Below are 14,262 nucleotides of genomic sequence, written 5' to 3'. Positions count from 1 at the left end.
AGTTTAGGGAGATTTGATGGCTTACTCAGTACAGAAGTCGCGCCTGGCGAAGGTTGCGGGTGTTTCGCTGGTTCTACTCCTCGCGGCCTGTAGTTCCGACTCGCGCTATAAGCGTCAGGTGAGCGGTGATGAGGCCTATTTACAGGCATCACCGTTGAGCGAACTTCACGCGCCGGCGGGGATGATCCTGCCGATTCAGGTGGGTGATTACAACATTCCGGTGGCCAACAGCACCGGCGCGGTGGGTAAAGCGCTGGACATTCGCCCACCGGCGCAACCGCTGGCGCTGGTCAGCGGTGCGCGGACCCAGTTTAACGGCGATACCGCGACGCTGATGGTTGAGAACGGCCGCAGCGGTTCGCTGTGGGCGCAGGTCACCAGTATCCTTCAGTCGAAGAACTACGTTATCGCGAAACGCGATGATGCGAGCCAGACGCTGAACACCGACTGGGTTGAGTGGAACCGCCTTGATGAAGATCAGCAGTATCGCGGTCGTTATCAAATCTCCGTCAAACCGCAGGGCTATCAGCAAGCGGTAGTCGTCAAGCTGGTGAATCTGGAGCAGGCGGGTAAACCGGTTGCCGATCCGGCGTCCCTGCAGCGCTACAGCACCGCCATGCTGAACGTCATTTCGGAAGGCCTTGATGCGAGCGCCACCAGCGCCCAGAACGCGGCCCAGCGCAGTGCTGGCGCCACCTTCGACGTGCAGAGCGCTGCCGACGATACCGGCCTGCCGATGCTTGTCGTTCGCGCACCGTTTAACATGGTATGGCAACGTCTGCCGGGCGCTCTCGAGAAAGTGGGGATGAAAGTGACCGACAGCACACGCTCTCAGGGCAGCATGGCGCTGACCTATAAGCCGCTGTCTGACAGCAGCTGGCAGGAGCTGGGCGCACGCGATCCGCAGCTGGTTTCCGGTGACTACAAACTGCAGGTCGGCGACCTCGATAACCGCAGTAGCCTGCAGTTCATCGACCCGAAAGGTCACACCCTGACGCAGTCGCAAAATGACGCCCTGGTAGCCGTATTCCAGGCCGCATTTAACAAGTAATCAAAAGGGCTGGAGCAATCCGGCCCTTTTTAATGTATAGTGACGCAAACGTGTGCGTATACGCATTATCCTTCAAATCGCCTCTTTGTTGGCTGCCTTCGTTCACCCCAGTCACTTACTTCTGTAAGCTCCCGGGGATTCGCTCAGTTGCCGCCTCGATGCACTTTGAATGCTTTTGTGTATAGGCTGCGACGTATTTTTTTGGGCTTAATATCACTGGAGTGGTGAAAGATGAAAAAGCTAGCTGAGTTGTATCGTGGTAAAGCGAAGACCGTTTACAGCACCGATAATCCGGACCTGCTGGTACTGGAATTCCGTAACGATACGTCAGCAGGTGATGGCGCGCGCATCGAGCAGTTCGATCGTAAAGGCATGGTGAATAACAAGTTCAACCATTTCATTATGAGCAAACTGGCAGAAGCGGGCATCCCTACCCAGATGGAAGCGCTGCTTTCCGATACCGAATGTCTGGTGAAAAAACTGGATATGGTGCCGGTAGAGTGCGTGGTGCGTAACCGTGCGGCAGGCTCGCTGGTAAAACGTTTAGGTATTGAAGAAGGTATCGAGCTGAACCCGCCGCTGTTCGACCTGTTCCTGAAAAACGATGCTATGCACGATCCGATGGTCAACGACTCCTACTGCGAAACCTTCGGCTGGGTGAGCAAAGAGAATCTGGCGCGGATGCGCGAGCTGACCTACAAAGCCAACGACGTGCTGAAAAAGCTGTTCGATGACGCCGGTCTGATTCTGGTGGACTTTAAGCTGGAGTTTGGTCTGTTCAAAGGCGAAGTGGTGCTGGGCGATGAGTTTTCGCCGGACGGCAGCCGCCTGTGGGACAAAAACACCCTCGATAAAATGGACAAAGACCGCTTCCGCCAGAGTCTTGGCGGCCTGATTGAAGCCTACGAAGAAGTGGCTCACCGCCTGGGTGTTAAGCTCGACTAACCCGCCCGCCGCCAGAAGATAGCTTCATCTTCTGGCGCGCTTCCTGCTGTTTCCTGTGGTAATCCTGCGCTGAACCGCCTACGATCTCTGCTATTGATACATAACAGGGAATGAGGTGCTTATGCGCTGGCAAGGGCGTCGCGAAAGCGACAATGTTGAAGATCGACGTGGTCAATCAGGCTCGCCGTTTGGCGGTGGTGGAGGCGGTGGCTTCCGTCTGCCGAGCGGGAAGGGCGGCATTGTGCTGCTGATTATCGTACTGGTTGCGGGCTACTACGGCGTGGATTTGACCGGTATGCTGACCGGGGAGCCGATGCCGCAGCAGCAGACCTCCACGCAGCGCTCCATCAGTCCGAAAGACGATGAAGCAGCGAAGTTTACTTCCGTGATTCTGGCCACCACCGAAGATACCTGGGGACCGATCTTTGAAAAGATGGGCCGCCAGTACCCGCAGCCAAAACTGGTGCTCTACCGCGGCGCGACCCGTACCGGTTGCGGCACCGGCCAGTCGGTGATGGGGCCGTTCTATTGTCCTGCCGACAGCACGGTCTATATCGATCTGTCCTTCTACGATGAGATGAAAAATAAACTGGGCGCCGACGGCGACTTTGCCCAGGGGTACGTTATTGCCCATGAGGTGGGTCACCATGTGCAAAAACTGCTGGGCATTGAGCCGAAAGTTCGCCAGCAACAGCAGCATGCCACTCAGGCCGAAGCCAACCGCCTGTCGGTTAAGATGGAGCTTCAGGCAGACTGCTTCGCCGGCGTCTGGGGTCATAACATGCAGCGGCAGGATATTCTGGAAACCGGCGATCTGCAGGAGGCGCTGAACGCCGCCGAGGCCATCGGTGATGACCGTCTGCAGCAGCAGAGCCAGGGGCGCGTGGTGCCGGACAGCTTTACTCATGGCACGTCAAAACAGCGTTATACCTGGTTCAAACGCGGTTTCGATAGTGGCGATCCGGCGCAGTGCAATACTTTCGGCAGCGCGCTGTAATCCTCGCCCATGATGGACACGCTACTTAACCTCACCGCGCAGATGGCGCGGGAGGGGATCCGTCGCCTGCTGGTGCTCAGCGGCGATGAGACCTGGACGCTGCAGCAGGCGCAGGCGCTACGGGAGCGGATCGGCGGCGATGGTCTGTGGGTAGGCCCCGATCCGGTTTCTGCGTCCTGCGTGGCGCCTGGCGCCCTGAAGACGCTGCTGGGGCGGGAAGTGATGCACGCCTTTTTCGATGCCCGGCGCGGGTGTGACGTGGCGGCCCTGGCGGCCCTGAGCGGTACGCTGCGGGCGGGAAGCTGGCTGGTGCTGCTGACGCCCCCCTTCGCCGACTGGCCGACCCGGGCGGATGAGGACTCCCTGCGCTGGAGCGATACTCCCGATCCTATCGTTACCCCCAACTTTGTTCATCGCTGCTGCCGGCAGTTTATCGCCGATCCGGAGGTGCTGCTCTGGCAGCAGTCGGACCGGCCGCGCTTCCCGCTGGCCGCCCCGCGCCCTGACTGGCATCCTGCCGATGGCCACCCCCAGGCCGAGCAGGCGCTAATCCTTGAGCAACTGTTGCGGCTGCCGCCCGGTATCGCAGCGGTGACCGCAGAGCGCGGGCGAGGGAAATCCGCTCTCGCGGGCATGCTGCTGCGCCAGCTTGAGGGCGAGGCTATCGTCACCGCCCCAACGCGTAGCGCCGTTGATGTGCTGGCGAGCTTTGCCGGCGAGGCGTTTCGCTTTATGGCGCCTGATGCGCTGTTGGCGTCGAAAGAAACGGCGGCCTGGCTGATTGTCGATGAGGCCGCGTCGATCCCGGCTCCGCTTCTCCGGCAGCTGGTAAGCCGTTTTCCCCGCACGCTGCTCACCACGACGGTACAGGGTTATGAAGGCACCGGTCGCGGATTCCTGCTGAAATTTTGCGCCAGCTTGCCCCATCTGCAGTCATTCAGCCTGAGCGCCCCGATCCGCTGGGCGGCGGGCTGTCCGCTGGAGTCAGCCATCCGTCAGCTGCTGATCTTTAATGATGAGGCATTTCGCGACGCGCCGACGGGGGAGGTGGTGCTGGAGGCGGTCAATCAGTCCTGCTGGCAATCGCTGCCTGCGCTACCGGAGGCGATGTATCAGCTATTGTCCGGGGCGCATTACCGGACTTCCCCGCTCGATCTGCGGCGCATGATGGATGCCCCGGGCCAGGCTTTTCACTGTGCTCGCGCCGGCGGCGCGGTGGCGGGCGCGCTGTGGCTGGTGGCCGAGGGGGGACTTTCTCCCGAACTCAGCCGGGCGGTGTGGGCAGGGTTTCGCCGGCCGCGCGGTAATCTGGTCGCCCAGTCGCTGGCGGCCCATGGCGGCAGTCCCCTGGCGGCGACGCTGTCCGGGCTGCGGGTCAGTCGGATCGCTGTCCATCCTGCCCGTCAGCGCGAAGGTCTCGGGCAGAAGATGATCGCCGATATCGCCGCCGCTGCCGCAGGCTATGACTATCTGTCCGTCAGCTTCGGCTATACCCATGAGCTGTGGCGCTTCTGGCAACGCTGCGGGTTTATCCTCGTGCGGCTGGGAACCCATCGCGAGGCCAGCAGCGGCTGCTATACCGCGATGGCTCTGTTCCCACTGACCGCGGCGGGGCACCAGCTCGCGCAGCGGGAGGCGCAACGGCTGCAGCGTGATGAATACTGGCTTCGCCCGTGGCGGGAGGAATCCGCGCCGCTGCCGGCCGTCGCAGACGCTATGCTTAGTGATGAGGACTGGCTGGAAGCGGCGAGCTTTGCTTTCGCCCATCGCCCGCTGGCCGCGGCGCTGGGCTGCCTCAACCGCCTGCTGATGCAGGTCGACATGCCGTTACCGGCCCTGCGCGGGCGTCTGCAGGGAGAAGAGGAAACCGCACTGTGCGCTGCGCTACAGCTGACGGGGCGTAAAGCCCTGCTGGCGAGATGGCGTCAGGAGGCCGCTGACGCCTTATGCTTCCTCGATGCAGCGCGTGCTGAGGCACTGCGTCAGCAGGTGGCACATCTGCAATTTTTTTAACTAACTCATTCAGTTAAATGACATGGTCATATCTGGCGAGCGGCGTAAACTGCCCGCATATACTAAGGAGACAGCCATGAAACACGATCATTTTATTGTTCAAAGCCCTGCGACGCCTGCGCAACAGCTGTTGCTGCTGTTTCATGGTGTGGGTGATAACCCGGTCTCTATGGGGCAAATCGGCAGCTGGTTCGCGCCGCAGTTTCCCGATGCGCTAATTGTCAGCATCGGCGGGGTCGAACCTTGCGGTCCCAACGGTCGGCAGTGGTTTTCGGTGCAGGGAGTGACGGAAGAGAATCGTCAGCAGCGTATTGATGCCATTATGCCGACCTTCATTGAAATTGTGCGCTACTGGCAGGAGAAAAGCGGCGTCAGCCCACTGGCCACCGCGCTGATCGGTTTCTCTCAGGGGGCGATTATGTCGCTGGAGAGTATCAAAGCGGCGCCGGCTCTGGCTTCAAGAGTGATTGCCTTTAATGGCCGCTACGCGACGCTGCCGGTGACGGCAACGACAGCCACCACTATTCACCTGATCCACGGGGGCGAAGATCGGGTTATCGATCTGGCGTGGGCGGTGTCGGCTCAGGAGGCATTACAGCAGGCGGGCGGCGACGTGACGTTAGATATTGTTGACGATCTGGGGCATGCCATTGACGATCGCAGCATGCAGTTCGCGATCGAACGTCTGCGTTATACCGTGCCGAAGCACTATTTTGATGAGGCGCTGAGCGGCAGTACGCCAAAAGGGGACGATATCATCGAAATGCTGTAACCCCGGCGGACGGGGTTACAGGCGGGCAGTACCGCGATAAAGGCAAACTTACGGTTTCTTCGACTGGTCGTGCTTCGGCCAGTCGTCGTCATCGTCCCATTTATCGTTAAAATCGCGGTGCGGCGGCAGATCGGGTTTGTTGTTAAGGAATTTTTTGTGGTCAACGCGGTTCAGATCTTTGATCACGTTGATAATCACCCCCACCAAAAAGACCAGAACCAGAATCCACCAGTGTTTAATAAGCCATTCCATGCGCGCTTCCTCTTTACGTCAATTCGTCAGGCGACCAGCTGTTCCATTACGCGTTGATACATCCGTGCCAGCAGTTGCAGGTCGGCGGCGTTCACACATTCATTAATTTTGTGAATGGTTGCGTTCACGGGGCCCAGCTCAACCACCTGCGCCCCCATGCGGGCGATAAACCGTCCGTCAGAGGTGCCGCCGTTGGTCAACAGCTGCGGTTTGATCTCATTATAGTGCTCAATTGCGCTCACCACCGCATCCACCAGCTTGCCGCGCCCGGTGAGGAACGGTTGGCCGGAGAGCCACCACTCCACGCTGTAACGCAGCTGGTATTTTTCCAGCAGGGCGACCACGCGGGCTTTGATCATCTCGTCCGTCAGTTCCGTACTGAAGCGGAAGTTGAACTGGACGAACATATCGCCGGGGATCACGTTGTTGCTACCGGTACCGGACTGCACGTTGGCAATCTGCATGCTGGTTGGCGGGAAAAATTCATTGCCTTTATCCCACTCGATATTGACCAGCTCCGCCAGCATCGGCGCCGCGCGATGGACAGGGTTATCGGCAAGGTGCGGATAGGCGACATGGCCCTGCACGCCGTGAATGGTCAGGTTGCAGGTCAGCGAGCCGCGGCGGCCGTTTTTCACCACATCGCCGACCACCTCGGTACTGGAGGGTTCGCCGACCAGACAGTAGTCCAGACGCTCATTACGCGCCATCAGCGTTTCCACCACTTTGACGGTGCCGTTTTTGGCGCTGGCCTCTTCATCTGAGGTGATCAAGAACGCCAGTCTGCCGCGATGATTCGGGTACTGCGCGACAAAACGTTCCGCCGCCACCACCATCGCCGCCAGCGAGCCTTTCATATCTGCCGCGCCGCGGCCGAACAGCATGCCGTCGCGGATGGTCGGTTCGAACGGGGGGTTGATCCAGCGGTCGGCGTCGCCCGGCGGAACCACGTCGGTGTGGCCGGCGAAGGCCAGCGTTTCACCGTGGCCGCGCCAGGCCCAGAAATTCTGTGTATCGCCGAAATCCATCGGTTCAACGGTAAAGCCGATCGCACGCAGGCGTTCAATCATTAACGCCTGGCATCCCGCATCATCGGGGCTAAGGGAAGGGCGGCGAATAAGCTGCTGAGCCAGCTCAATGACCGGGCAAGACATAGACTATACCTCGTTAAACTGCTGATAACTTGCTTCACTAAAACCCAGCAGCATAGGACGACCGGGCGCGCAGAGCAATGGGCGTTTGATAATCGCCGGCATTTCCAGCATCAATGCGGCGGCAGCGTCGGCATTATCGATGCTGTTGCGCAGCGACTCGTCGAGTTTGCGCCAGGTGGTGCCGCGGGTATTCAGCAGCGCCTGCCAGCCTAGTTCGGCAATAAAAGTATCCAGTTGCGCGCGGTCAAGGCCATCGGCGCGGTAGTCATGAAACTGATACGCAATCTGATGCGCTTCCAGCCAGCGACGGGCTTTTTTAATGGTATCGCAATTTTTAATTCCGTACATGGTGAGCATAGATAACCCTTTTACATTCAATTAAGCGGTTAACTCAGATATTTCCGAATATATAAGTCTTAATGAAATAATACGTGATTCAGATGAATAAATATAACTTTTTACCGGGTATCTCAGACAATGGACTCAGGTGATGACATTTTACCCACTCACGGGCGTGATGTGAGGACATTAACAATATTGCAAAAATGTGGTTTGAGGGTGCTCTGTGTCACATAATTTTTACATGCGAGGCGGCATAGTGACGGCATCCAGAGGTTTTATCTCTGTCAGCGGTCCACTAGACAATCAGAGCAATAGGGGAGCACAACTTCCCATCAGCAATGAAGTTATATAGAATCGACCATAATAATAAGAGAGGCTATTATGATTGAACATGAACTGGGGAACTGGAAAGATTTTATTGAAGGCATGCTTCGTAATTAAATTTCCGCAATGTGAGCAGGGGAATAACGCGAAGTAAATAAGCGCGTCATGGTTCTGAACACATAAAGAAGGCGACCTTAAGGGTCGCCTTTTCTGTTATTACACCTCGCCGCCAACGCCCGACGTTTTATTGCGCACGCTCTTTCAGCGGAAAGCGACGGCGTACCAGCACAAAGAACAGCGGCACGAAAAAGATGGCCAGTACGGTAGCAGAGATCATCCCGCCCATCACCCCGGTACCGACCGCATGCTGGCTGCCGGAGCCGGCACCGGTGCTGGTCGCCATCGGCAGCACGCCGAAGATAAACGCCAGCGAGGTCATCAGGATGGGGCGCAGACGCTGACGGCAGGCCGACAGCGTGGCGCTGAGCAGATCCTGGCCTTTCTCGTTCAGCTCGTTGGCGAACTCAACGATCAGAATGGCGTTTTTCGCCGACAGGCCGATCACCGTCAACAGGCCCACCTGGAAGTAAACATCATTCTCCAGGCCACGCATCCAGGTCGCCAGCAGGGCGCCAATCACCCCGAGCGGGACCACCAGCATCACCGAGAACGGCACCGACCAGCTCTCGTACAGCGCCGCCAGGCACAGGAACACCACCAGCAGCGAAATCGCGTACAGTGCCGGCGCCTGAGCACCAGAGAGGCGTTCCTGGTAGGACATGGCGGTCCATTCGAGGCCAAAGCCGGTTGGCAACTGCGCGGCCAGCTTCTCCATCATGTCCATCGCGGTGCCGGTACTGATACCTGGCGCCGCCTCACCGACGATCTCCACCGCCGAGTAGCCATTGTAGCGTTCCAGACGCGGTGAGCCTGTCTCCCAGCGTGAGGTGGCGAAGGCCGAGAACGGCACCATCGTGCCACTGCTGTTGCGGACATACCAGAGATTAATATCGTCAGGCAGCATCCGGTATTTCGCCGCTGCCTGGACGTAGACTTTCTTCACCCGGCCGCGATCCATAAAGTCGTTGACGTAGCTCGACCCCCACGCGGTTTGCAGCGTATCGTTGATGTCGTCAATGGAGACGCCCAGCGCCTGCGCTTTACGCTGATCGATATCGACCTGCAGCTGCGGGCTGTCGTCGAGCCCGTTATGGCGGACGCGGGTCAACAGCGGGTTTTTGCCGGCCAGTTCAAGCAGCGTATCGCGTGCCGCCATCAGCGCGTCGTGCCCCTTACCGGCGTGATCCTCCAGCTCCATATCGAAGCCTGCCGAACTGCCGAGGCCGCTGATGGCCGGCGGGCTGCTGGCGATGACTCGCGCTTCGTTGATCTGATTAAACGCTTTGGTGGCGCGTTCAATAATGGCAAAGGAGGAGCCGGTTTCCGGGTCGCGCTGGTCCCAGTCTTTGAGACGCACAAACATGCGGGCCACGTTCTGCCCGTTGCCGCCGGGGCCGGAACCGACGGTGGCAAATACCGACTCGACGTTCTGCTTCTCGTTATTGAGGAAGTAATCTTCCGCTTTTTGCACTACTTTCAGCGTCTGCTGTTGAGTAGCGCCGCTCGGCAACTGGACCGAGGTGGTGAACATCCCGCGATCTTCCAGCGGCAGGAACGAGGTGGGCAGATGCAGGAACAGGAATACCATCCCGCCGAGCAGGACAACGTAAATCAGCATCCAGCGCAGCGAGCGGTGAAGAATTTTGCCGACAAAGGTTTCATAGCGGCTGGCGCTGCGGTTGAAGGTGCGGTTGAACCAGCCGAAGAAGCCTTTTCTTTCATGGGATTCACCAGGCTTAACCGGCTTGAGCAGCGTCGCGCAGAGGGCCGGGGTGAGGATCATGGCCACCAGCACTGAAAGGACCATCGCCGCGACGATCGTGATCGAGAACTGGCGATAGATGGCCCCGGTGGTGCCGCCGAAGAAGGCCATCGGCACAAACACCGCCGACAGCACCATGGCGATCCCCACCAGCGCGCCTTGAATTTGCCCCATCGATTTGCGGGTCGCCTCGCGGGGCGACAGGCCTTCCTCGCTCATGATGCGCTCGACGTTCTCCACTACCACGATGGCGTCATCCACCAGCAGGCCGATTGCCAGCACCATTGCGAACATCGTCAGGGTATTGATGCTGTAGCCACAGGCATACAGCACCGCGAAAGTACCCATCAGCACCACCGGTACGGCAATAGTAGGGATCAGGGTCGCGCGGAAGTTCTGCAGGAACAGATACATCACGAGGAAGACCAGCAGGATCGCCTCCAGCAGCGTTTTGACCACGTCGGTGATAGAGGCTTTCACAAAGGAGGTGGTCTCGTAGGCAACTTTATATTCCAGACCGTGAGGAAAATACTGCGACAGCTCATTGAGGCGATTGATCACGCGCTCCGCCGTGGCCATTTCGTTGGCGCCGGAAGCAAGCTTAATTCCCAGGCCCGAAGCGGCCTGCCGGTTGTAGCGGCTGAGGTAGTCGTACTTTTCTGCCCCCATCTCGACGGTGGCGACATCGCCCAGCGTCACCTCTGAACCATCCTGATTGACGCGCAGGGTGATATCACGGAATTGCTCCGGGGTTTGCAGCAGCGATTGCGAGTTAATGGTGGCGTTTAGCGCCTGCTTATCGACCGAAGGCGTCCCGCCTAGTTGGCCGACGGCAATCTGGGCGTTCTGCGAACTGATGGCGTCGGTCACATCCTTGGTGGTCATCTGGTAGCTGTTGAGCTTCGCCGGGTCGAGCCAGATGCGCATTGAGTATTGCGAGCCGTAAGCGTCGATATCCCCCACGCCGTTGACGCGGCTGAGCGGATCCTGGATGTTACTGGCGACGTAGTCGGCAATATCTTGTTTATCCATGCTGCCGTCGGTGGAGACGAAGGCGAGGGTCAGGATATTGGTGTCGCCGGTCTTGCGCACAGTCACCCCCTGGTTTTGCACCGCCTGCGGCAGTTTACGCATCGCCGACTGCAGCTGGTTCTGAACCTGCTGCACGGCTTCATCCGGGTCGGTACCGGCGGTAAAGCTGAGCGTGATCGTCGCCTGGCCAGTGGCGCTGCTCTGGGATGACATATACATCAGATTATCGAGGCCGGTCATATTCTGCTCGATAACCTGGGTGACGGTATTTTCCAGGGTTTGCGCGGAGGCGCCGGGATAGTTAGCGGTGATCCGCACGTTCGGCGGGGCCAGGTCGGGGTACTGTTCAACCGGAAGCGACAAAATGGCAAGGGTGCCCGTCAGACATAACAGGATTGCCAGTACCCACGCAAAAATGGGGCGATCGATAAAGAAATTCGCCATCAGAATAAAGACCTCATATGCACATTTTTTTGTTATTGCACAGCCTGTGCCACTTTAGCGCCAGCGCCTCCGGCAATCGTGGAGAAATTAAGGAGATAGTGTAATTTATCATGTTGCTTTTGCCGTATCGTAAAGAAACATCGAACTTTCCTGTCAGCAGGCAGACATTCAGCTTCTCTGCCGCAGCCGGGGCGCATTATCCCTTGCCGGTGTGAAACCTCATTTCAGTTAAGTCAAAAAAATTGATCCAAAACGGATTCTCTCCAGAAAAAGTTTATCCTGGGCATTTGGACATTGTTCCGGCGCCGTCTTGTCGGGTAATAAATAGGCATGCGTATTGAGGGGTTATTCACCAATAAGACAAAAGGAAGCCATGAACCACTTTATTTTGAGCGATAGTCGAAAATGTATCGGCTGCCAGGCCTGCGAAGTGGCCTGCGTAATGGCGCATAACGAGGAGCAACACGTGCTGACCCCGCAGCGCTTTTTGCCACGTATCACCGTCATCAAAGCGGAGGGCCAGCGTAACGCTATCACCTGCCGCCACTGTGAAGACGCCCCCTGCGTCCGCAGTTGTCCCAACGACGCTATCGCCCAGTCCGGCGACAGCGTTCAGGTCAGTCAGGAGAAATGCATTGGCTGTAAATCCTGCATGGTGGCCTGCCCGTTCGGGGTGATGCAGGTGGTGGTGACGCCGCAGGCTGCAGGTCAGGTAAAGGCCAGCGCGCAGAAGTGCGATCTGTGCCAGGGCCGCGAGGCGGGACCGGCCTGTGTGGAAAACTGTCCCGCGCAGGCGCTGACCCTCGCCGACGATGAGACATTGACCACGCTGGCGAAGCAGCGGCGTTTGCGCTCGGCATGCCAGGAGGCGCAGCCGTGGCAGCGCGGTACGCCGCCCTGCAGCCAGCCCAATGCTGGCGCGAAGGCCAGGCAAATGGCGATGACGCCGCCGCGCGGGGAGCCGGATAAGCTGGCGGCGGAGGTGCGTAAGAGCCACTTTGAGGAGATCTATCAGCCGTTCACCCCGACGCAGGCGCAGCAGCAGGCCGCCCGCTGCCTCACATGTGGGGAACACAGTATTTGCGAATGGACCTGCCCGCTGCATAACCATATTCCGCAGTGGGTCGAGCTGGTTAAGGCGGGGGATATCGCCGCCGCGGTCGCGCTTTCCCATCAGACCAACTGCCTGCCGGAGATCACCGGTCGCGTCTGCCCCCAGGACCGGCTGTGTGAAGGTGCCTGCACCCTGCGCGATGAAAGCGGCGCAGTCACCATCGGCAACATTGAGCGCTATATTTCCGACCAGGCGCTGGCCAGCGGCTGGCGTCCGGACCTCTCGCAGATTACGCCGAGCGGTAAGCGGGTGGCGATTATCGGCGCCGGGCCGGCCGGGCTGGCCTGCGCCGATGTGTTGGTGCGTCACGGCGTCCAGCCGGTGGTCTTTGACCGTCATCCGGAGATCGGCGGCCTGCTGACCTTCGGCATCCCGGCGTTCAAGCTGGATAAATCGCTGCTGGCCCGGCGGCGGGGGATTTTCAGCGAGATGGGTATCCGCTTTGAGCTCAATTGCGAGGTGGGGAAAGATATCCCCATGGCGACGCTGCTGGCCGATTATGACGCGGTGTTCGTTGGCGCCGGAACTTATCGCTCCATGAAGGCGGGGCTGCCGAACGAAGAGGCCCCCGGCGTCTACGATGCGCTGCCGTTTCTTATCGCCAACACCAAACAGGTGATGGGGCTGGCGGCATCGGCTCAGGAGCCCTATATCAACACCGCCGGGCTGAACGTCGTCGTGCTGGGTGGTGGCGATACAGCGATGGACTGCGTGCGCACCGCGCTGCGCCACGGCGCCCGCCAGGTGACCTGCGCCTATCGGCGGGATGAAGCCAACATGCCGGGCTCGAAAAAAGAGGTCAAAAATGCCCGCGAAGAGGGGGCGGTCTTTGAATTTAACGTCCAGCCGGTGACCCTGGAGCTGGACGAGAGCGGGCGGGTGAATGGGGTACGTTTTCTGCGCACCGAACTGGGCGCCCCGGACGCGGGAGGAAGACGCCGCCCGACGCCGATCCCCGGCAGTGAGTTTGTTATGCCGGCAGATGCGGTGATCATGGCCTTTGGCTTCCACCCGCACCGCATGCCCTGGCTGGAAGCGGCGGGCGTGGCGCTGGACAGCCAGGGGCGCATCAAAGCCGGCGTCGAGAGCCGTTACCGTTACCAGACCAGTCAGGAGAAGATCTTTGCCGGCGGCGATGCCGTGCGCGGCGCAGACCTTGTAGTGACGGCGATGGCGGAAGGCCGTCACGCGGCGCAGGGGATCCTTGACTATCTGGCGCTGAAAACGACGCCGCTTCACTGACGACAAACCCGGCCCCGCAGCGTAGTATGAGGACGTCCTTTTACGCTGTGGGGTCGGTATGTCACTCAATATTCACGTCATTAAAGATAAAATCCTCTCTGAAAACTGGTTCGTGTTACGCAACATGACCTATGAGCTGACGCGCGAGGATGGCAGCGTCGTGCGCCATAAGCGCGAGGTCTACGATCGTGGCAACGGCGCTACCGTGCTGCTGTACAATCGCCGCAAGCAAACGGTGGTCCTGGTGCGTCAGTTTCGGGTCGCCACCTGGGTCAATGGTAATCATGACGGCATGCTGATTGAAACCTGCGCCGGGCTGCTGGACAACGACGAACCGGAAGCGTGCATTCGTAAAGAGGCGGTGGAAGAGACCGGCTATGAAGTGGGTGAGGTGCGTAAGCTGTTTGAGTTGTTTATGTCGCCAGGTGGCGTTACCGAAGTGGTGCATTTCTTTATCGCTGAGTACAGCGATGCGCAGCGAACCACCAGCGGCGGCGGGGTGGATGATGAATCCATCGAGGTGCTGGAACTGCCCTTTAGCCAGGCGCTGCAGATGGTTGCTAATGGGGAGATCCGCGACGGTAAGGCGGTCATTCTGCTGCAGTATCTGCAAACCTCCGGCCTGATGTCGGGGAACTCTGACAAATCCGATTGAGTAAGCGGCTGCCGTTGTCCAGGATAGGCGCCGTGGTCGGGTT

General features: G+C 59.0%; 12 protein-coding genes. 8 read left to right on the top strand and 4 right to left on the bottom strand.

Features of this window, described 5'->3' with window-relative positions:
- Window positions 1-16 precede the first annotated feature (16 nt).
- The 5 genes from bamC to ypfH all read left to right on the top strand — a co-directional run bounded on the left by bamC (window position 17) and on the right by ypfH (window position 5,778).
- Window positions 17-1,051, top strand: coding sequence for an outer membrane protein assembly factor BamC (gene bamC / locus CWM54_RS18435; RefSeq protein ID WP_061153694.1), 1,035 nt, complete (start codon window positions 17-19; stop codon window positions 1,049-1,051).
- 231 nt (window positions 1,052-1,282) lie between these two features.
- Window positions 1,283-1,996, top strand: coding sequence for a phosphoribosylaminoimidazolesuccinocarboxamide synthase (purC, locus tag CWM54_RS18425; protein ID WP_061153695.1), 714 nt, complete (start codon window positions 1,283-1,285; stop codon window positions 1,994-1,996).
- A gap of 121 nt (window positions 1,997-2,117) precedes the next feature.
- Window positions 2,118-2,993, top strand: coding sequence for a neutral zinc metallopeptidase (locus CWM54_RS18420; protein WP_061153696.1), 876 nt, complete (start codon window positions 2,118-2,120; stop codon window positions 2,991-2,993).
- A 9-nt stretch (window positions 2,994-3,002) separates the two neighbouring features.
- Entirely contained in the window at window positions 3,003-5,006 is a 2,004-nt protein-coding gene (locus CWM54_RS18415) for a tRNA(Met) cytidine acetyltransferase TmcA (protein ID WP_100698061.1), read from the top strand.
- 76 nt (window positions 5,007-5,082) lie between these two features.
- On the top strand, window positions 5,083-5,778 hold the full coding sequence (gene ypfH / locus CWM54_RS18410) for an esterase (RefSeq protein WP_061153698.1): 696 nt from the start codon (window positions 5,083-5,085) through the stop codon (window positions 5,776-5,778).
- A 48-nt stretch (window positions 5,779-5,826) separates the two neighbouring features.
- Here ypfH and CWM54_RS18405 read toward each other — a convergent pair whose 3' ends face one another.
- The 3 genes from CWM54_RS18405 to CWM54_RS18395 are packed head-to-tail and all read right to left on the bottom strand — an operon-like array spanning window position 5,827 to window position 7,541.
- Window positions 5,827-6,030, bottom strand: coding sequence for a YpfN family protein (locus CWM54_RS18405; RefSeq protein ID WP_002913768.1), 204 nt, complete (start codon window positions 6,028-6,030; stop codon window positions 5,827-5,829).
- Window positions 6,031-6,056: 26 nt separating this feature from the next.
- The gene (gene dapE / locus CWM54_RS18400) at window positions 6,057-7,184 is read right to left on the bottom strand and encodes a succinyl-diaminopimelate desuccinylase (protein ID WP_061153699.1); all 1,128 of its coding nucleotides are present in this window, start codon (window positions 7,182-7,184) and stop codon (window positions 6,057-6,059) included.
- A gap of 3 nt (window positions 7,185-7,187) precedes the next feature.
- Window positions 7,188-7,541 carry an ArsC family reductase gene (locus CWM54_RS18395; protein WP_008803838.1) on the bottom strand — a complete coding sequence of 118 codons (354 nt, stop codon included), beginning with the start codon at window positions 7,539-7,541 and terminating at the stop codon, window positions 7,188-7,190.
- A 366-nt stretch (window positions 7,542-7,907) separates the two neighbouring features.
- Between CWM54_RS18395 and ypfM the strand changes: the two genes are divergently transcribed.
- Complete coding sequence (gene ypfM, locus CWM54_RS18390) at window positions 7,908-7,967, top strand: protein YpfM (protein ID WP_100698121.1); 60 nt, start codon at window positions 7,908-7,910, stop codon at window positions 7,965-7,967.
- Between the two features lie 127 nt (window positions 7,968-8,094).
- On the opposite strand, the gene acrD is transcribed toward ypfM, so the two are convergent.
- A complete protein-coding gene (gene acrD, locus CWM54_RS18385) occupies window positions 8,095-11,208 on the bottom strand; it encodes a multidrug efflux RND transporter permease AcrD (protein ID WP_100681089.1) in 3,114 nt (1,037 codons plus the stop codon).
- Between the two features lie 373 nt (window positions 11,209-11,581).
- On the opposite strand from acrD, the gene aegA reads away from it, so the two are divergent.
- Window positions 11,582-13,564 carry a formate-dependent uric acid utilization protein AegA gene (gene aegA, locus CWM54_RS18380; RefSeq protein ID WP_100698059.1) on the top strand — a complete coding sequence of 661 codons (1,983 nt, stop codon included), beginning with the start codon at window positions 11,582-11,584 and terminating at the stop codon, window positions 13,562-13,564.
- A gap of 58 nt (window positions 13,565-13,622) precedes the next feature.
- Entirely contained in the window at window positions 13,623-14,219 is a 597-nt protein-coding gene (gene nudK / locus CWM54_RS18375) for a GDP-mannose pyrophosphatase NudK (RefSeq protein ID WP_061153703.1), read from the top strand.
- Window positions 14,220-14,262 lie beyond the last annotated feature (43 nt).

It is taken from the genome of Klebsiella sp. D-Nf1 (genome assembly GCF_002810515.1).
Lineage (GTDB): Bacteria > Pseudomonadota > Gammaproteobacteria > Enterobacterales > Enterobacteriaceae > Klebsiella > Klebsiella variicola.
Note: the sequence above shows the minus strand (reverse complement) of the source record. Positions and strands in the feature narration are given on the sequence as shown.